This window comes from Lacticaseibacillus pantheris DSM 15945 = JCM 12539 = NBRC 106106 (assembly GCF_001591865.1).
Classification (GTDB): domain Bacteria; phylum Bacillota; class Bacilli; order Lactobacillales; family Lactobacillaceae; genus Lacticaseibacillus; species Lacticaseibacillus pantheris.
This window is the reverse complement of the sequence record NZ_BCVS01000040.1, coordinates 1-18,789: the sequence shown is the minus strand read 5'-3', so window position 1 is coordinate 18,789 and position 18,789 is coordinate 1. Positions and strand designations below refer to the sequence as shown.

At 53.5% G+C, this 18,789-nt stretch carries 15 protein-coding genes; 13 read left to right on the top strand and 2 right to left on the bottom strand.

The window, feature by feature from the left end; translation table 11 throughout:
* Window positions 1–117 precede the first annotated feature (117 nt).
* From LPA02S_RS05855 to LPA02S_RS05795, 13 genes are all read left to right on the top strand, one after another.
* Complete coding sequence (locus LPA02S_RS05855) at window positions 118–1,062, top strand: magnesium transporter CorA family protein (RefSeq protein ID WP_054648586.1); 945 nt, start codon at window positions 118–120, stop codon at window positions 1,060–1,062.
* Window positions 1,063–1,077: 15 nt separating this feature from the next.
* On the top strand, window positions 1,078–1,587 hold the full coding sequence (locus LPA02S_RS05850; protein WP_054648588.1) for a tRNA (cytidine(34)-2'-O)-methyltransferase: 510 nt from the start codon (window positions 1,078–1,080) through the stop codon (window positions 1,585–1,587).
* 667 nt (window positions 1,588–2,254) lie between these two features.
* Complete coding sequence (locus tag LPA02S_RS05845; RefSeq protein ID WP_056956509.1) at window positions 2,255–4,678, top strand: FtsK/SpoIIIE family DNA translocase; 2,424 nt, start codon at window positions 2,255–2,257, stop codon at window positions 4,676–4,678.
* A 24-nt stretch (window positions 4,679–4,702) separates the two neighbouring features.
* A complete protein-coding gene (gene yfmF / locus LPA02S_RS05840) occupies window positions 4,703–5,956 on the top strand; it encodes an EF-P 5-aminopentanol modification-associated protein YfmF (RefSeq protein WP_056956510.1) in 1,254 nt (417 codons plus the stop codon).
* Window positions 5,956–7,263: an EF-P 5-aminopentanol modification-associated protein YfmH gene (gene yfmH / locus LPA02S_RS05835; protein WP_056956511.1), complete on the top strand. Its 1,308-nt coding sequence runs from the start codon at window positions 5,956–5,958 to the stop codon at window positions 7,261–7,263. The genes yfmF and yfmH overlap by 1 nt, the downstream gene beginning before the upstream one ends.
* The gene (gene ymfI / locus LPA02S_RS05830; RefSeq protein ID WP_054648591.1) at window positions 7,260–7,985 is read left to right on the top strand and encodes an elongation factor P 5-aminopentanone reductase; all 726 of its coding nucleotides are present in this window, start codon (window positions 7,260–7,262) and stop codon (window positions 7,983–7,985) included. Before yfmH ends, ymfI begins: the two co-directional genes overlap by 4 nt.
* Window positions 7,986–8,082: 97 nt before the next feature.
* Window positions 8,083–9,006, top strand: coding sequence for a helix-turn-helix domain-containing protein (locus LPA02S_RS05825; protein WP_054648592.1), 924 nt, complete (start codon window positions 8,083–8,085; stop codon window positions 9,004–9,006).
* Window positions 9,007–9,147: 141 nt separating this feature from the next.
* The gene (gene pgsA, locus LPA02S_RS05820; protein ID WP_056956512.1) at window positions 9,148–9,726 is read left to right on the top strand and encodes a CDP-diacylglycerol--glycerol-3-phosphate 3-phosphatidyltransferase; all 579 of its coding nucleotides are present in this window, start codon (window positions 9,148–9,150) and stop codon (window positions 9,724–9,726) included.
* A gap of 253 nt (window positions 9,727–9,979) precedes the next feature.
* A complete protein-coding gene (locus tag LPA02S_RS05815) occupies window positions 9,980–11,209 on the top strand; it encodes a competence/damage-inducible protein A (protein ID WP_056956513.1) in 1,230 nt (409 codons plus the stop codon).
* A gap of 101 nt (window positions 11,210–11,310) precedes the next feature.
* Entirely contained in the window at window positions 11,311–12,414 is a 1,104-nt protein-coding gene (recA, locus tag LPA02S_RS05810) for a recombinase RecA (RefSeq protein ID WP_054648597.1), read from the top strand.
* Window positions 12,415–12,732: 318 nt separating this feature from the next.
* Complete coding sequence (rny, locus tag LPA02S_RS05805; RefSeq protein WP_056956514.1) at window positions 12,733–14,304, top strand: ribonuclease Y; 1,572 nt, start codon at window positions 12,733–12,735, stop codon at window positions 14,302–14,304.
* Window positions 14,305–14,680: 376 nt separating this feature from the next.
* Window positions 14,681–15,862 (top strand): DUF4097 family beta strand repeat-containing protein, encoded by a 1,182-nt coding sequence (locus tag LPA02S_RS05800; protein ID WP_056956515.1) that lies wholly within the window; start codon window positions 14,681–14,683, stop codon window positions 15,860–15,862.
* An 11-nt stretch (window positions 15,863–15,873) separates the two neighbouring features.
* Window positions 15,874–16,164 carry a hypothetical protein gene (locus tag LPA02S_RS05795; RefSeq protein ID WP_054648601.1) on the top strand — a complete coding sequence of 97 codons (291 nt, stop codon included), beginning with the start codon at window positions 15,874–15,876 and terminating at the stop codon, window positions 16,162–16,164.
* A 68-nt stretch (window positions 16,165–16,232) separates the two neighbouring features.
* Here LPA02S_RS05795 and LPA02S_RS05790 read toward each other — a convergent pair whose 3' ends face one another.
* Both LPA02S_RS05790 and LPA02S_RS05785 read right to left on the bottom strand, forming a co-directional pair.
* On the bottom strand, window positions 16,233–16,880 hold the full coding sequence (locus LPA02S_RS05790; RefSeq protein ID WP_056956516.1) for a VTT domain-containing protein: 648 nt from the start codon (window positions 16,878–16,880) through the stop codon (window positions 16,233–16,235).
* A 150-nt stretch (window positions 16,881–17,030) separates the two neighbouring features.
* The gene (locus tag LPA02S_RS05785; protein ID WP_082607861.1) at window positions 17,031–18,086 is read right to left on the bottom strand and encodes an NAD(P)/FAD-dependent oxidoreductase; all 1,056 of its coding nucleotides are present in this window, start codon (window positions 18,084–18,086) and stop codon (window positions 17,031–17,033) included.
* Window positions 18,087–18,789: the final 703 nt, after the last annotated feature.

Below are 18,789 nucleotides of genomic sequence, written 5' to 3'. Positions count from 1 at the left end.
AAGCCGCAGTCCCAAAGGCCACCCGCGCGTTCAACCCACCACAAGGCTGTTGCCACCTGACTTTTCCACCTGGGTGCCGTACAATTGGTGTATCAATCTTTTCGAGGAGGACACGCAATGTTGGACGTATATCGGCGCAATGCGGCTGGGTCGTTGTACCCTGTCAAAACCATTGCGCCTGGAACGTGGATCAATGTGGTTGCCCCAGATGCCGACGAGCGTACGCGTCTATTGCATGAGGCGCACGTGCCGGAAGACTTTCTATTGTATGGGCTCGACCCTGATGAGGGGGCCCGGTTTGAGTTCGACGAGGACAACGACAGTGGCCTGATTATTTACGATATGCCGACGGTGGTCGCCCACGAACACCAACGGTACAGTTACAAGACCATCCCGCTAGCGATGATCATCACGCCCGACTGCATTGTGACTTTGCATGATGAGCAGGTGCCGCTTCTACAAATGTTTGTGGAGGGTAAAATTGCAGGTTTCAACCCGGCGCGCGGGATGCTGGCGGTGCTGCAGATGATGTACCAGGTCAGCGTTAGTTACTTGGCGTACCTGCGTGACATGAACAAGGAACGTGAACGGACGGAGGCAAAGTTGCAGAAGACGCTACGCAACGAGGATCTGTACGGATTGATGGGTATCCAGCGCAGCTTGGTCTACTTCATGATGAGTTTGAGGACGAATAAAAATGTGCTGGATAATCTTGGTCGGACCCACCAGCTGGGTTTGGCGGAGGATGAACAGGATTTGTTGGAAGACATCGGCATTGAAATCCAGCAGGCTACGGAGATGTCGCAGATTAGTAACTCCATTATTAAAGAAACTGCGGATACATACTCATCCATCATTAGTAATAACATGAACAGCGTGATGAAGTTCCTAACGAGTTACTCCATTATTTTGACAATTCCCACCCTGGTCTTCTCTTTTTATGGCATGAACGTGGCGTTACCGTTCTCCCATTCGGCGCTCAGTTGGGCCATCACAATCTTTATATCCGTTATCATTGCGGCCGCAATCAGCATTGATTTTTGGCGGCACAAATATTTTTAAAAGGAAGTAACAACATTGACGAATCATATTGTTTTATACCAACCAGAAATACCACAAAATACCGGGAACATTGCGCGGACGTGCGTGGGTACTGGGGCAATTTTGGATATCATCAAGCCGATGAAGTTTGAAATTAATGACCACAACGTCAAGCGGGCCGGTTTGGACTACTGGGATAAACTGCAGCTAGTGTTTCATGATAGTCTGGAAGACTTTATGGCAACGGTGCAGGACCGTGACCGCCTGCATTTGATTACAAAGTTTGCCGACACCACGTATTCGGACCGCGATTTATCGGCGACCGACGGGGAGCAGTACTTCATGTTTGGCAAAGAAACGACGGGGTTGCCGGAACCATTCTTACGAGAATATGCGGACCGGTGTTTGCGGATTCCCATGACTGACGGCATCAGGGCGTTGAACCTATCCAACTGCGCCGCGCTAGTCATCTACGAAGCGCTGCGGCAACAAAACTTTGCGGGGCTGGAACGAGTACACGCCTACCCACACGACAAACTCAAGTAAACGTACGTCCGGGCGTTACCAACCACTGGTAGCGCTCATTTTTGTCGTGGGAGTATGGTGGCGGGGCATAACCGGGGTTGCGGCTTACGCGACCTGCGCCGCTATTGCTTCACCCGCACGCTCCAGCCCGTTCCGGGCTTCCCACGAATAATTGCGCCTGAGAAAAATCACTCAGGCGCAATTATTTGCCGCTGTACGTCAATAAGTGCCAGTAAGTGTTGACGCACAACTGGCACTAATTTCCAACAGCGCTTCGGGGTCGTAGCAACAGCGTCTCCGGTCACGACGCCTTCACCCCGGTTAGGCGCCACTGTCGCAGGACCACCCCCAATTGTACGTAAACTTGACAGTGAGTGGTTGGCGGCGGGGATAAATGTAGGCGACTGGGCCGGAACGGGGGCCGCTGTCAGGGGGCTTGCCGCCGTTGGAGCCGCAGGCGACTTACGGCGCGACGAATTCCAAGATTGGCCGGTGGTTTTTCCGGACAAGCTTGGAATCGCGCCGGAAACCGGCCGGGGTTTGCCGGTTGTAGGCTTCGCCCTAACAGCGGCCACCGTGGAGTGCCCACCAAGCCGGAATTTATCTCCGCCGCCAACCCCGCACCGTTGAATGCGACAGTGGGCGCGAAGTCTTGTATAATCGATTAGAGAAATGGGGGCACTAAGCCATGGCAAACAGACGCCGCAAAACAACTACTGCACGAAAATCGACCACCAAGCGCACAGCTGGCGGGGAATACACACTTAATTGGGTAGGGGCAATTCTACTACTTGTGAGCGTGCTGACCGCGACCCAGCTGGGCCTCGTTGGTGTCACCTTTGCCAACATGTTACGGATTGTTGTCGGCGATACCTTTGTGGTCGCGGCCTGGCTTCTCGCTATCCTGGGTGCGTGGCTGCTGTTTACCGGCAAGATGCCGCGGATTAAGCGCCGCGTCTGGTGGGGCGTCGCCGTTTTATACGTCGGTGTGCTTCTATGGCTAACGGCCTCGACCATGAACCAGTTAGCGGTACATAGCCACTTTATGTCGGCGTCGTGGACCATTTTGAAGGCCGACTTCCAGCAGCTGACTACCGCCAATCCGATTGGTGGTGGACAAATTAGCAGCGCCATTTATACTTTGACGTACGCCCTAGTGTCTTCGCTGGGCTCCTTCATTGTGGCCGGGATTGCCATCCTCGCCGGCGTAATGATTTTTCTCGGCGTCACGCCCGCACAGTTATTCGACGCGTTGCAAAGCTTTGGTGCGTGGATTGCTGAGGGCGGTCGTCGAATCCGTGATACCTATGTCAACTGGCGTGATGAGCATGACGCCCAGGCCGATGATGACGATGCGGCGGATAAACGTAACGCCAGCCGCAAGCAAAAACGTGCTGAGGCTCAGGCGCGTAAGGCGGACAAAGCCGCTGCTGGTAGTACCGACAAACCTTTACCAACTCCGCATGATCACGACGAACCATTGGTCGGACAGGTTGATAGTCCCGTTGCGGACGACGATTTTCACATCAACGTGCCGTCCTCTGCGGCCCCGACGAGCAAAGTTGCACCCAGCATGACGGTGCCAACACCGGCCGCCTCCGAGCACGCGCAGGATGAACACGCCGAGCAACTGTCTTACGACGACGCCTTTGCCCAAACTGGTGAACCCACCGATGATTACCAACTGCCATCGGTCGATTTATTGTCCCAGCCGCAGCCGGTTGACCAGTCGGAAGAATTAAGTGACATTCAGAAGAACCGTACCAAACTGGAGGCAACCTTCAAGAGCTTCGGCGTGGACGTCACCGTGAAGTCTGCCAGTCTCGGTCCTTCCATTACTAAGTATGAAATTGAGCCCGCAGTAGGGGTGAAGGTATCCAAAATTGTGAACCTGACCGACGACTTGGCCCTCGCGTTAGCGGCGAAGGACATTCGTATTGAGGCCCCGATTCCGGGTAAAAGTTTGATTGGGATTGAGGTACCTAACGCCCACGTGGCGACCGTTGGGTACCAGGAAGTATTCTCTGCAGTCAAGCAACACCCGAACAAACCGTTGGTGGTGCCGCTGGGTAAGACCGTTACTGGTGAAATTGTCACTAGCGACCTGGCCAAGATGCCGCACCTACTGATTGCGGGGGCCACTGGCTCGGGTAAATCAGTGATGATTAACGTCATTATTACCAGCCTGTTGATGACCACCAAGCCAACGGATGTACGGATGATGCTGATTGACCCTAAGAAGGTGGAGCTGTCCATTTACGACGGTATTCCGCACTTGCTAGCCCCAGTAGTGACTGAGGCCAAGCGGGCGCCGGCGGCTTTGAATAAAATCCTCAAGGAAATGGAACGGCGTTACGAGGCCTTCTCGGCTGCCGGCGTCCGGAACATGGAGGAGTTTAACCGCAAAGTCAACCAGGATCCGGACGGCAATGTGCCTAAGATGCCGTTCATTGTGGTCATTATTGACGAATTGGCCGACTTAATGATGGTGGCTGGTTCCGAAGTCGAAACCGCCATTATTCGGATTGGCCAGATGGCCCGGGCCGCCGGTATTCACATGATTATTGCGACTCAACGGCCATCCGTTGACGTTATCACTGGTCTCATCAAGGCCAACATCCCGTCCCGGATTGCCTTTGCCGTGTCCAGTGGGGTTGACTCCCGAACCATCCTGGATATGAACGGTGCGGAAAAGTTGCTGGGTCGTGGGGACATGCTGTACGACCCAATTGATATGAACAAACCACAGCGAGTCCAGGGCGCGTACATCCCGTCGGCCGACGTGGAAGCCATCGTGAAGTTTATTACCGACCAGGTGGCCCCGGCTTACGATGAATCGATGATCCCGACTGCTGAGGATGAGCAACCTGACGATCAGGGCGATGCTGAGGACGACCTCTTCGACGAGGCGTTGGCCTTCGTCGCCCAGAAGCAGGGAGCCAGCACTTCGATGCTCCAGCGACGTTTCCGGATTGGTTATAACCGGGCCGCCCGGTTAATTGACGACTTGGAGAATCGCGGCTACATTGGGCCTAGTCAGGGGAGCAAACCCCGGCAGGTTTTTGCCAAGCCTGCGGATGATCAGGGCGACAAGGATGGTCAAAGCGAATAACGTGGCCTAATAAAGGAGAATAGTTTGCGAACAAAAATTACTGATGGTGTGTACCTTAACGTAATTGAATCTAATCAATTTAAAACTACCCGCATTAACGTCCAGTTTTTGGCCCCGTTACGGGCACAGCAAAGTGGGCGGCGTGCGTTGCTCACCAGCGTGCTGGAAACTAACAGTGCCGATTACCCCACGCAGGACCAACTATCTGCCCGTCTGGAAGAGATGTACGGTGCCAGCTTCGGCTTTGGCGTTGCGCGTGAAGGCGCGGTGCACCGGATGGGGGCGGCGATCAGCGTGCTGAATGATCAGTACACCGACCATTCACTGCTACCAGACGCCTTTGCTTTCCTGCAATCCGTATTAATGCGGCCGTTGATGGCGGGTGACACGCTGGATCCCGCAACCGTCGAACGTGAGCGGGATAATATGCTCATGTACTTGGCGTCGTTAAAGGAGGACCGGGGCACCCAGGCGGCCTTGGCGTTACAACACAGTTACTTCGATGATGCCGTTCAGGCCGCCCCTAGCTTTGGGGAGCCCGAAGATATTGACGGTATTGACCCCGCAACGTTGACCGCTGTTTATCACGATGCCATTGCCCATGACGCGATTGAAATCATTGTGTTGGGGCCGGTCACGGTTGATACCGTGATGCCGTTGGCAAAACAACTGGGATTTGCGGCGCGCACGGTCGAACTGAGCACGGGTTACGACCAACCAGTGCAGTTGCCGGTACGGCGCGTCCACGAGCAGGCGGCGGTGCAACAGGCAAAGCTAAACTTGGGCTACCACGTAGAGAGTGACGATTGCGGGCCCCAGTACTTTGCCAGCATGGTAGCTAACCAGCTATTTGGTGGCTCACCGCTATCACTGCTTTTCCGGAACGTACGGGAAAAGGCGAGCCTGGCCTACTTTGCTAGCTCCAGCCTGAACCAGCGGCGTCATTTCATGATGGTTCAAACTGGAATTGAAGCTGAGAATCGCTCGGCCGCCGAGGCGCTCATCGCGGAGCAACTGGCTACCGTGGTACGCGGCGACTTTACGGATGAAATGCTCCGGACCATTAAGGACGAAATTTTGAACGGTCGGGAATCAGCGCTGGACAGCCAGCGGTTCCTGATGAATCAAGCGTTAACCGCAGCACTACAGCCAGCAGCGGCAATTGATCTAGCGACCTTTAGTGCGCGGGTCGAGGCCGTTACGCGGGAAGACGTGGCTGCAGCGGCCGCCACGTTCAAGCTCCAGGCGGTGTACTTTCTTGATGGGGAGGAACAATAATGGACGATTCGACCAAACAGTATGCGGACGCGGGTGAGTCCCTACGGCGGGTGACCCTACCTAACGGGTTACGGTTGCAGTTGGTAGTCAAGCCCGATTATCACAAGACCTACGCTGTGTTCACCACTAATTTTGGGGCGGTGGATGATCAGGTGCGGTTGCAGGCTGATGCTGAACCCGTGGTTGTGCCCGCGGGGACGGCGCACTTTCTGGAACACAAACTTTTTGACAAAGCTGACTATGACGCCTTCGACCTGTTTGGGGCCAGTGGGGCGTCCGCGAACGCCTTTACTAGCGCCACCAAGACCAACTACCTGTTCTCAACCACGCGTAACGTGATGCACAACGTGGAAATCCTGCTCGACTTTGTCCAGGATCCGTACTTTACGGACGCGACGGTGGCCAAGGAGCAGGGGATTATTGGTCAGGAAATTCAGATGTACGACGATGATCCCGGTTGGCGTGCTTATACCAGCGTGTTGGCCAACCTGTACCCGAACCACCCGTTGAGTCAAGACATTGCGGGCACGGTGGCGTCGATTAGTGAGATCACGCCCGATATTCTCCGGGCAATGCATGCCGCTTTTTACCACCCGACCAACATGGTCTTAACGGTAGTCGGCAACTTTGACGCCGATGAACTGATCCGGGTAGTGGCTGACAACCAGGCGGGCAAAGCTGAAGTCGTTGCTCCACAAGATCGCATCACCCACAGTGATTATGATTTGAGTGTGGTTCAGCCGTATAGTGTGAAGCGGATGGACATCGTGCGGCCCAAGGGCTACGTTGGCCTTAAGGGTGCCACGTCGATTGGTGAGGACGCCGCGGGGTTGCGGTTGGAGCTCGCCACGCGGTTATTCCTGGAACTCATCTTTGGTGATTCAGGCCACACGTACGCTGACTGGTACGACACGGGTGTGATTGATGATACCTTTGGTTACGAATTTACCGTTGGCCGCGGGTATAACTTTGCGTTGTTTAGTGGGGATGCGACTGACCCTAACCGCATGACGAACGCCATTATGCAGGCTCTGCACGGGTTTGAGGATAATCCCGACGTGAATGCCGACCGGTTGGCCCGCTTGGTCAAAGCTTCATTAGGCAAGTACTTTGCGTCATTAAATTCGCTGGAGACTATTGCCAATCAGCTGGCGAGCCGAGCATTTGGTACCACCAACATGTTTGATTATCCGGCCATCATGGCGGACATGCGTCTGGACGAGGTGGTGGCCGCGGGACGGCAGCTGGTAAACGACGATGGGGTGACCATTCTGCACATGCTGCCCGCTACGGAGGAAGAGGCATGAGCACGGCGTTAATTTTAGGCGCATCCGGCGACATCGGAGCCGCTACGGCCCGCGAATTGGCGAAGCAGGGATGGAGCCTGTACCTCCACTTTCACAATAACGAGGACCGCATTAATGCGCTGACGGCTGAATTGGCTGCGGCATACCCCCATCAGGATTTCCTGACGGTACGGGCGGACCTGACCGACGTGCAGTCAGCGGACGCGATTGTGCAGCAACTTTTTAGCGTTGATGCGGTGGTGGTTGCGGCGGGGATGACGTACTACGAGTTGTTTGCCGACACGACCGTCGAGCACTTGACGAACTTGTTGCGGGTGCACCTGTTAACCCCCATGGCCGTCATCCGGCAACTACAGGACAAGTTGGCGGTCAGTGGCCACGGGCGCATCGTGTTTGTTGGGTCGGTCTACGGCGAGGCTGGTTCACCGATGGAGGTGGGCTACAGTACGGTCAAAGGGGCGCAGTCGGCCTTTGCCCACGCGTACGCCCAGGAGGTTGCCAGCCTGGGCATTACGGTGAACGTTGTGGCTCCGGGTGCGGTGGATACTAAGATGAACGCGGAGTTTGGCCGTGCGGCTTTGGATGCGGTCACGGAGGACATTCCGGCGCAACGCTTGGCCCAGCCAGCAGACATTGCGTTCTTTATCAACACTTTGATTTCAGAAAGCGCCGGTTATTTAACTGGGCAAACGTTAAACGTAACGGGCGGTTGGTTACGCTAAAAGCCTAGGGATATAACCATTTCTTAATTCAAGAAGCTGGTGCAGTATGTTAGACTTACTAGTGATGAAACTATGTAAACGGGTGAGGATATAAATTATGGACGAGATCGGCCAGAAGCTTCGTGAAGCACGATTAGAGAAGGGCTACACGCTTGACGATCTGCAGCAGATTACTAAGATTCAAAAACGCTACTTGATTGCAATTGAGGAGGGGCACTTCGACGCCCTGCCTGGCGATTTCTACGTGCGTGCGTTTATCAAGCAGTACGCCCAGGTTGTCGGACTGGATGCGGCGGCCTTGATGGAGCAGTACCAGCAGGATATTCCCGAGGTCAAGCCGGAAAACGTGGTGCCTGATCCAGAGGATAGCCCCACACGGACAACCACTAAGCCGCAAAGTCGGGGAGCTCGGTTACGGCGCTTCCTGCCGCAAATCATTATCGCGGTGGCCGCGGTGGTCATCATTGCGGTTGTGTACGGACTGACTTTAACGTCACAACGGTCAAATGATACGACCAGCGATATTCCGGTCTCTAAGTCCAGCACTAAGGATGATTCTGACAGTATTGCTTCCAGCAAGAAGTCGAGTAGCAAGAGCAGTTCTAGCAGCAGTAAGACTAGCAGTAGCTCTAGCAACAAGGCAGCGTCCAAGTCGAGCAGCAAGAAGACGACTAGCAAGAAATCAAGCAGTAAGTTTAGTATTTCTAAGCCGAGTGTCTCGGGGAGTACCCAGAACTTTACTCTGAGTCACTTCCCGAATAGTGGCAACAAGGTGACGCTTAAAGCTTCATCTGGTACCGCCTGGGTTAGTGTTAGTGTGTCCGGGACAACTACCTGGCAGGGGACGCTGGAGTCTGGCAAGTCGCATACGGTGAGCCTCGCTAGTGGTACGACCGCATTTACGGTCAGCACCGGTAACGCTCCGGCTACCAGTGTGACTATCAACGGTAAGAAGGCGGCCCTTAAGTCCAGCACAAGTGTTGTGCAGACACTCACCTTTGACGCTTCAGGCAGTAATTAATAATTGAGTAGTTTGCAGAATGGTCACGTATCGGGCGGATTGTCTGGTGCGTGACGTTCTGTTTACGGGTATAATTGCGCTGGTGGCCGGTTGCAGGTCGGGACCGGCCAATAAACGAACTTCGTTTTGGGAGGAATTTTTGTGAATTTACCGAATAAATTAACCATGATGCGCATTATTTTAATTCCCATCTTTACTCTAGTTTTAGCGTTGGGTTGGCCCATGGGTACCGTTACCTGGATGGGCACGCGGATTGCGGTGAGTGCTATCGTTGCTATGGCTATTTTCGTGGTGGCGTCCCTGACGGACTTTGCTGACGGTCAGATTGCGCGGCGGAACCACCTAGTCACGAACTTCGGCAAGTTTGCCGACCCATTGGCTGACAAACTGCTGGTCATCACGGCCTTCATTTTCCTGGCAGTGCAGGGAAGCGTTCCGGCGTGGGCGGTTGCCATTATTTTATGGCGGGAACTGGCAGTGACTGGGTTAAGGTTGTTGCTATCCAACGAGGGTGAAGTGCTGGCAGCGGCATGGCCGGGTAAGATTAAAACCACGACGCAGATGATTGCCATCATTTTGCTATTGTTGAACAACGTCGGCTTTGCCGCCATCGGTTTCCCGTTGGCCCAGATTTTCTTCTACGTAGCGGTGTTCTTCACCATTTACTCGGGGGTCGAATATTTCTACAAGAACCGCGGCGTCTTTGCCGATAGTTTCTAAATTTAATCAACCGATTATGCGGTGGGTGTTATCGTAGGTTTTGAGCCCGCCATGAACAAGCTTGGGCCAGTGGACAGTTTCCGCTGGCCCAAGCTTGTTCTGGTGATGAGTACTGTTGGCAGTATTAAGGGCAAAGTGGGGGCCGTTACTGCCCAACTTGGGCAAATATGCCGACCAAAAAAGTTTGGCCGAGGCCAAATTTAATTGTGCTAAACTAAGTGGAAATGCGAAATAACTATTCAAGGGGGTAGCCATGAACGCGGAATTAATTGCTGTAGGTACGGAAATGCTGTTAGGACAGATTGTGAACACCAACGCTGCGTATTTAGCGCGGACGTTGGCCCATCTGGGTATCGGTAGTCGGTACCAGCAGGTGGTGGGCGATAATCAAAAACGGTTAGACGGGGCGATTACCGTTGCGGAAAAGCGTAGCGATATCATCGTCCTGATGGGGGGCCTTGGCCCCACGCCTGACGATCTAACGAAGCAAACGTTGGCGGCACACTTGGGCCGCGAGTTGGTGACGGATGCCAACCACCACGATAAGTTGGTAGCCATGGCCAAGCGCAAGCAGCAGGCCCTCACGCCGAACAATTTGGTCCAAGCAATGTTGCCGTCAGGTGCGACTCCGTTAACTAATCACAACGGGTTAGCCGTGGGTGCATTTATGGAGGACGGGGGACACCGATACGTCTTGTTGCCCGGACCGCCGCGTGAATTCAAAATGATGGTGGATAAAGAGCTGGTGCCCTTACTTGCGGGGCAGCAGCAACAGGTACTGGCCAGTGAAACCATGCACTTTTTTGGTTTAGGTGAATCCGCGCTGGTCACCGAGATTGGTGACATTATCGCCGAACAAGGTAACCCAACCGTTGCACCCTACATTGGTGACTATGAGGTGGAGTTACGTTTAACCGCGCGGGCAGATAACGACGAGGACGCGCAGGCGATGATTGCACCAATGCGGACCGGGATTCTTCAGCGGATTGGTCAGTACTACTACGGGAGCGGTGATAAAACCCTTGCAGCCCACGTGGTGCATGCACTCGAAGACGCTGGGGCAACCATTACTGCGGCGGAGAGTCTAACTGCCGGGGCCTTTCAATCCGCGCTAGGTAGCGTGGCGGGAGCGTCGAACGTGCTGAACGGTGGCTTTGTGACCTATGCTCCGTCGGCCAAAGAGCAGTTGGTGGGTGTTGACGCCGACGTGATTGCGAGTGATGGTGTTGTGAGTGCCGCCACTGCCCAAGCAATGGCAACAGGGGCGCAACGAACGCTGGGTGCCGATATCGGCGTCGGTTTGACCGGCGTGGCTGGTCCCGATGGCCTGGAGGGACACCCCGCGGGTACGGTATGGATTGGCTTAGCGGTTGGTGATCACGTCACCGCCACGGAGTTTCATTTCCAGGGTAGTCGTAATGATGTCCGGGGCCGGGCGGTTAAGTCAGCATTACTCATGGTGTTACAAGCACTTAAAAAATAAATTATTGTCGTGGGAACATTTGTTCGATTTTTGCTTGTAATTAGGTGAACTGACCGGTATGATGGTTGTAGTGATAAATGTGAAACGAAGGAGGCCGTATTGTGGCTGATAAAGGCGAAACAAAGGAACAGGCCGCACGTCAGGCGGCATTGCAGACGGCGCTAAAGAAGATTGAAAAGAACTTTGGTAAGGGTTCGATTATGCGGATGGGCGACAAGTCCGATACCCGCGTGTCGACCGTATCCTCAGGCTCCCTAGCCCTCGATAACGCTTTGGGTGTCGGCGGTTTTCCTCGTGGACGGATTATCGAAGTGTACGGACCAGAAAGTTCTGGTAAGACCACGTTGGCTTTGCATGCCGTGGCTGAGGTTCAGAAACAGGGTGGTACCGCCGCGTACATCGATGCTGAAAACGCGATGGACCCGAAATACGCTACCGCTTTGGGGGTCAACATTGACGACTTATTGCTTTCCCAGCCAGATACCGGTGAGCAGGGGCTGGAAATTGCCGATGCGCTGGTTTCTAGTGGTGCCATCGACATTCTCATTATCGATTCCGTGGCCGCATTGGTGCCACAGGCGGAAATTGATGGTGAGATGGGGGATGCGCACGTTGGGCTCCAGGCCCGCATGATGTCGCAGGCCCTGCGCAAGCTTTCCGGTCAGATTAACAAGACGAAGACGATTGCCATCTTCATTAACCAGATTCGTGAAAAGGTTGGGGTGATGTTCGGTAACCCCGAAACCACGCCTGGTGGGCGTGCTCTGAAGTTCTACGCGACCGTGCGTTTGGAAGTGCGGCGTGCGGAGCAGATCAAGGAAGACGGCGTGGTAATTGGTAACCGCACCAAGATTAAGGTTGTCAAGAACAAAGTGGCACCGCCATTCCGATTGGCTGAAGTGGACATTATGTACGGGCACGGTTTCTCCCAGACTGGTGAAATTGTCGATATGGCCGTAGATAAGGAAATTATGCAGAAGAGTGGTTCTTGGTACAGCTACGGCGAGGACCGTATTGGTCAAGGCCGTGAGAAGACCAAGAACTACCTGGATGAGCACCCCGACATGAAGGACGAGATTCGCCTCAAAGTGCGGTCTGCGTACGACATGGACGGCATGGGTGAAAGTGTCGAGGAAGAGACTGAAGAACTTGCCGGGGGTACGAAGGACAAGAAGAAGACTTCGGACCCTGAGACGTTGGTTTAGGGTACGTATAACCACGTGAAAAATGACTGATAGTCTGTGAAAGTGTTGCCGCTGAGGCAGCACTTTTTTAATTGGATAACGGCCGCAATTATCTGCGTAATATTTTTTTACGAAGTGGGTAACGTTGGGGTATTGCCTAGAGTACCGGGAATTTAATGCCGTTAGCGCGGCTTTGCAAGCGGTTTAATTCCCGCGGTGACGGGCTTAGAAAGTTGACACACCTATTAGACAAGGTTAAACTTAATAGCTGTAATAATCTTTAAAAATTTAAACTAGCATCTGAAATTTGCACAATTTAGATGATGCGGAGGTGAAAACGTGAGTTCAGTAACTCTGATCGCGATAGCCCTTGCCGCAATCATCGCTTTAGCTATTGGTTTAGTAATCGGTTATGCATTACGCAAAAACTGGTATGAAACCAAATTAGACCAAGCCACCGGTACGGCAACGGGTATTATCGCAGCGGCTGAAAAAGAAGCCGCAACCTTGAAGAAGGAAAAGGTTCTTGAAGCCAAGGAAGAAACGACCCGTTACCGAACCCAGGTTGAGGACGAATTAAAGGAACGGCGGAGTGAGGTCCAAAAATCCGAAAACCGCCTACTTAGTCGTGAGGAAAGCCTGGATAAGCGTGACGACACTTTGGACCGGAAGGAACAAAGCTTAACGGATCGCGATAACCACTTAAAGGATCGTGAGCAGGAATTAAACGCACGGGCAGCCAAACTCGATAAGAGTGACGAGGTGCAACGTGCCGAACTGGAGCGGATTGCCGGCCTTTCAACCGACGATGCGCGCGAGGAAATTCTTGCCCAGACTAGGAATGAGTTAGCTCATGACCAGGCACTGATGATCAAAGACAGTGAGGATGAGGCCAAGGCCACTGCTGACCGGACGGCGCGGGCAATTATTGCCGATGCCATCCAGATGAGCGCGGCGGACGTCGTTTCAGACGCCACGGTGACGGTGGTCAACCTGCCTAACGATGACATGAAGGGCCGCATTATTGGCCGTGAGGGTCGGAACATCCGTACTTTAGAGACGTTGACGGGTATTGATATTATTATCGATGACACACCAGAAACGGTGGTTCTGTCAGGCTTCGACCCGGTTCGCCGGGAAGTGGCCCGTCTGGCTTTGGAAAAACTCATTAAGGATGGACGCATTCATCCAGCACGAATTGAAGAAATGGTCGACAAGGCCCGTAAGGAAATTGACGACCAGATTCGCGAGTTTGGTGAACAGACCATCTTTGATTTGGGTATTCACAAGATGCACCCGGACCTGATTAAGATTCTCGGCCGGATGCACTATCGGACTAGTTACGGTCAAAACGTTCTGGACCACTCCGTTCAGGTTGCCAAGTTGGCGGGAGCCATGGCGGCCGAATTGGGTCAGGACGAAGCTTTAGCGAAACGCGCGGGGTTATTACATGATATTGGGAAGGCGTTGGACCACGAGGTCGACGGTTCCCACGTTGAAATCGGCGTTGAAGTGGCGAAGAAGTACCATGAGCCTAAGGTCGTGATCAACACCATTGCGTCACATCACGGGGACACGGAACCAACCAGCATCATTGCGGTGTTGGTGGCGGCGGCAGATGCAATTTCTGCGGCTCGGCCGGGTGCCCGGAGCGAATCACTTGAACATTACCTCCACCGTTTGGAGAAACTGGAAGAGATTGCCAATGACTTTAAGGGCGTCGATCACAGTTATGCCATTCAGGCGGGACGTGAAATTCGCGTGGTTGTTGCTCCAGACCAGTTAACTGATGAGCAATCGGTAGTACTGGCACGTGATGTCCGTAAGAAAATTGAAGATGAACTTGAGTATCCTGGCCACATTAAGGTCACGGTTATTCGGGAAAAACGTACCGTTGAGTACGCCAAGTAGGCGGGTATACGGGACGGCGGGGGACGCGACTAGGTCGGGTCCTCTTTTTTTTAGAGAGCGGAGCAGGCCGTTTAGAAAGCAGAGTATAAGACACCAGCACCGAAAGGCCCGAACTTGGTCTTTTGGTGCTGGTGTCTTATATGTCGCTTTCTGGCTTGCGCAGCTCATTTCAATAAGCACGGATAACGCGAGAGTCCGGTAGCATTCACCGCCAGCGATAATAACGCCGTAAAGGTGCCGATCCCAAAACGTTACTTTCCTCTAAAAAATAAACAATTCCGCAATCTCGGCCTTAGGACCCATGCACCAATTCACCCCTACATGCAATAATATAGACATCATAAAGTGTGGTTTAGTTCAGTTTGGGGGTACGCATATGAATGACCGGGAGCGCATCATTGACCTCATTAAGCGCGGTGTAATTTCCAGCGCAGAGGGCCTGACGTTACTTGAGGATATTGCAAAGCAGGGTGGCGTGACGGGCCGTTCTGGACGGACCATTGTGGTCGACTGGCATGGCGATGATGCAACCACCATGACGACGGCGGCCCGGGTCCGGCAGCATAATGAGCAGGCCGTTTTACGGGCTGAGGAAACGCGGACCCCTAACAAAGGTGCGGCTGGTACACCATCATCATCTGATGAACGTGACGAAGAGCAGGCCACTGTCGGCAAGCGACCGTTACGTTACCTTTTTCGGCGGTCGATGCGTGATGTAATTGACAACGTCGACTGGCACGACGTTGCACGGCGCCTCCCGGGTGGTCAGAACCGGCGTGGGACTAAAACCTTTGACTTTGCCGATTGTACTGCTAGCGTGTTGGCCTTTGAGGTTGCTAACGGTTCGGTACACTACCGTACGTGGGATGAGCCGGGGGTACACATCACGGCTGATGTGCGGGTCTATGGTCGGAACGATGGTGACCCAGCACAGATATTGGCTGATCGGAGCGTGATTCATGCCGACGGTGACAGCCTGTCGTTCCGCGTGCCGGACAAGCGCATTACGGTTGACCTGGACGTGCGGTTGCCGCGGCGTGAGTACGACCACTTTGATACCCAAGTACTGAATGGTGACGTGGCATTTGATGAAATCTCCGGTCAGGATTTTTACGTCAAGTTAGCGAACGGCAATTTGCGGGTGCGGTCATTAAAGGCCAGTATGTTTGAAGTGGAAAACGTGAACGGTGATATCAGCGTTCGTGATTTAGCGGCACAAGATGCCGTGATGAGCACAGTCAATGGTGATTTAACGGTCATTGGTACGGTCAACGCACTCCGCTTTCAGACGGTCAACGGCGTAGCGCGAGCGGATATGAATGCGCCGGTCGAGTCCATTACGGGAGCCTCAGTGAACGGCAACGTTGGTGTCAGCCTACCGCGCAACGCCGCACTTACGGGTCACGTGCAGACCCAATTTGGCCGGCTAGTCTTTCAGGCGCATGACGTACCAAACCCGGAAAACGCCCGTCAAGTTGACCTTAACCGCTCGGGCGAAAAGTCGGGTAACCTGTCACTGAGCACGGGTGCTGGGGATATATTAATCTTTGATAATTAGGAGGGACGACGATGCCAATTCTTGGCTGTTTAGCGGCAATTATTATCTTCATCATAGTTGCGGCAATTATCAGTATTTTTGCGAGCGTGGCCTGGTTTCTCATTGAGTTTATTGCGTTACCGTTACTGGTGGTGATGTTAATCGTTTGGCTGATAACTAGTCTAACGGGTGGCGGACGTCATCAAGACCGCCCCGGGCCAAGGAATGACGATCCGGGCTGGCGGGACGATGGCGACTACTCGCAGGGACCGCGACGAGAAGTGCATAACTTGAATGATGATGACGACGAACCAAAACAGTAATTAAAATGACCAGGATGCTATCCGCTCAACGGGTGGCATCCTGGTCATTTACTTTATTGATTGTTGAATTAATTTGCAGCTTTGTGGCGTGCACCGCGAATCGCGGACACCATCATCGGGATTAGTGAAACGATGATAATCCCAATCACGACAAGGCTAAAGTGCTCCTTGACGACAGGGTAGTTACCAAACCAGAATCCTGCAGCGCAGCAAAGTGTCACCCAGGAGACCGCTCCTAGTAGGTTGTACGGTAGAAAACGCCGGTAGGCCATAGTCGAGCTACCCGCGACAAAGGGGATGAAGGTGCGGATGATGGGCATGAAGCGGGCAATCGTGATGGTAAATCCACCCATACGGTCGAACAAACCTTCCGCCTCGTGCAATTTTTCCTCGTTGATAAAACGGCCAAAGAACTTACTATTCACGGCGGCTTTGCCTAAGCCCTTAGCCACGTGGAAATTCAACGAATCACCAAGGATGCAGGCCGCCAAAAAAAGGAAGACGAAGAGCCAAATATTGAGGTGATAGACCGAGTTGGCGGCAAGGGCGCTAGCGGCAAATAGCAGCGAATCGCCGGGCAAGAACGGCAGGATGATGGCCCCTGTTTCGATAAAGATGATGGCAAACAGGATGGCGTAAGTCCAACCGCCGAATTGGTTGACGATGTTTACGAGGTGCGCGTCAATGTGAATCACGAAATCAATGAGTGTTGACATTTTTTCCTCCCAGATTTGATACTACCATCTGATTGTACACGAAGTTTGGTGGCGGAGGGAGTTAAGTTTTGGTAAGAGCGGCTGGGATGGGGTGATTTCAGTCCGTGGTCGCGTGGTTGGGGGGCCTACCCGCCAGTCGATTACCCGCTACTACTGGCCAATGACCGCTGCAGAGTGTGGCGGCTGGCGGAGGTCCGGATGAATGGTCCGGAGGGCGGCGTCCACCGCGATGGGTGCCTCACCGAATGCGTTCGCAATCAGTTTAACTTTGCCGGGATAAGTGACAACATCCCCGATTGCAAACACTCCGGGGCGCGACGTCTGGTATAGACGGTCGACCGCAACCTGGTTGTGTTCCAGGCTCAGGTCCCAGCGCCGTAGCTGCTTATTGTCGCTAGCAAAGCCGTAGTTGACCAGGAGACGGTCGACCACCAGCTGCTCGTGTTGGTCACCGTGGATGGGGCGCAGGTCGATGGCGAGTTTGCCGGTTGCTGTGGTGTCCAGTGCATTAATGACAAAGGGGGTGTGGATGGCCACGGCACTTTGTTGCAACTGGGCAACGCTGCTCTCTAGTCCACGAAACTGTTGGCGTCGGTGAATGAGGTGTACGGATGATGCCTGGTCGACCAGTGCTAGGGCCCAGTCGATTGCGGAATCACCGCCCCCGGCAATTGCAATATCTTGGCCCTGCAAGGCTGCCAGGTCGCGCACCGTGTAGATGATGCGGTCGCCGTCCCAGTCGGTGGGGTAGTCAACGGCCAGACGCCTAGGGGCAAAGGCGCCGCCACCTGTGGCAATCAGCACGGTCTGCGTGGCAATCGGCTCGTGATTCGTTTGCAACACATAGCCGTGAGGATTAGCCGCAGACGTCGGTGTGTCTGCATCGACTTTGATCCAATCGATATCTAGGTTGCTATCCGTGGCGGGAATGATGCCATCAACACGCGTATCAAACCGGACTTTGGGGTGGAAGTGATCCATCTGCGCGCTTAAACGCGCCGTTAGGTCCACACCGTTAATACCGTCAATGCCGGCAATATCGTAAATCATTTTTTGTGGGTACTGGGTTGCCGGCTGGCCGCCAAGTTCGCCCGTGCTTTCTACTAGTAAAACGTCCGCTCCACGCATGCTGGCGTAAAAAGCCGCGAACATGCCTGCGGGGCCGCCGCCGATAATGGTTAATTCGTATTGATGTAACATGATCATTATCCTTTCTATATACCTGACCAGTGTACACACTATCTGCGCGCGCCGCTAGTTTTTCCCCATACTTTTAGTTAGTGCTTACGAAATGGTGGGGATGTTGGTACGTGGTGGTTCCGGCAAATAGGGCTTAATCCGTGGTCGGAGCTGAGAGCCTCACGCTCCGGCCGTACCGGCCTCCCGCGAATGATGTAACTCGAGCAAAAACCGCTCGATTTCCATCATTTGATTCTGTACGTCGCTTCGCTCCAACAGAACTACGGGTATACAGCCGCCACGGATTAAGCCCTATTTGCCTACACCACCACGTACCAACTTCATCATTGGTTTACCATCCATTGTGATAATTGCAGTTCCTTAGAGTGTGATTATTTGCCCTGATTGTTAGTAAATCTGGCACTGATATCAAAGTTATGGTCACGACATTAAGATAGCCGATTGTTTGTTGCTAAAAATATTGTGGGGTTCATAGCAGGGTGAATTGGTCGGTGGGCTGAGCCGACTGGAACGGTGATTGCTGCTATTGGCTGGTCGTACTGGCGTGGTGGCTCCGGTTGAGCGGCTGGTCTCCGCGACCACGCTAGTACGACCAACGTTAGATGTTGATCCTTATGTTTACGAAGGAGTTTACAGCCCTAATTGAAATAGTAGAACAGCCCCAGACAAATCTGTAGTGCATATTCGCGTGATTACTGGAGTTTATTCT

Bases quoted from the DNA above. Each gene is read 5' to 3' on its own strand.
- LPA02S_RS05855 (WP_054648586.1), top strand. From the start codon at position 118: ATGTTGGACGTATATCGGCGCAATGCGGCTGGGTCGTTGTACCCTGTC.
- LPA02S_RS05845 (WP_056956509.1), top strand. From the start codon at position 2,255: ATGGCAAACAGACGCCGCAAAACAACTACTGCACGAAAATCGACCACC.
- yfmH (WP_056956511.1), top strand. From the start codon at position 5,956: ATGGACGATTCGACCAAACAGTATGCGGACGCGGGTGAGTCCCTACGG.
- ymfI (WP_054648591.1), top strand. From the start codon at position 7,260: ATGAGCACGGCGTTAATTTTAGGCGCATCCGGCGACATCGGAGCCGCT.
- LPA02S_RS05825 (WP_054648592.1), top strand. From the start codon at position 8,083: ATGGACGAGATCGGCCAGAAGCTTCGTGAAGCACGATTAGAGAAGGGC.
- LPA02S_RS05815 (WP_056956513.1), top strand. From the start codon at position 9,980: ATGAACGCGGAATTAATTGCTGTAGGTACGGAAATGCTGTTAGGACAG.
- LPA02S_RS05800 (WP_056956515.1), top strand. From the start codon at position 14,681: ATGAATGACCGGGAGCGCATCATTGACCTCATTAAGCGCGGTGTAATT.
- LPA02S_RS05795 (WP_054648601.1), top strand. From the start codon at position 15,874: ATGCCAATTCTTGGCTGTTTAGCGGCAATTATTATCTTCATCATAGTT.
- LPA02S_RS05790 (WP_056956516.1), bottom strand. From the start codon at position 16,880: ATGTCAACACTCATTGATTTCGTGATTCACATTGACGCGCACCTCGTA.
- LPA02S_RS05785 (WP_082607861.1), bottom strand. From the start codon at position 18,086: ATGATCATGTTACATCAATACGAATTAACCATTATCGGCGGCGGCCCC.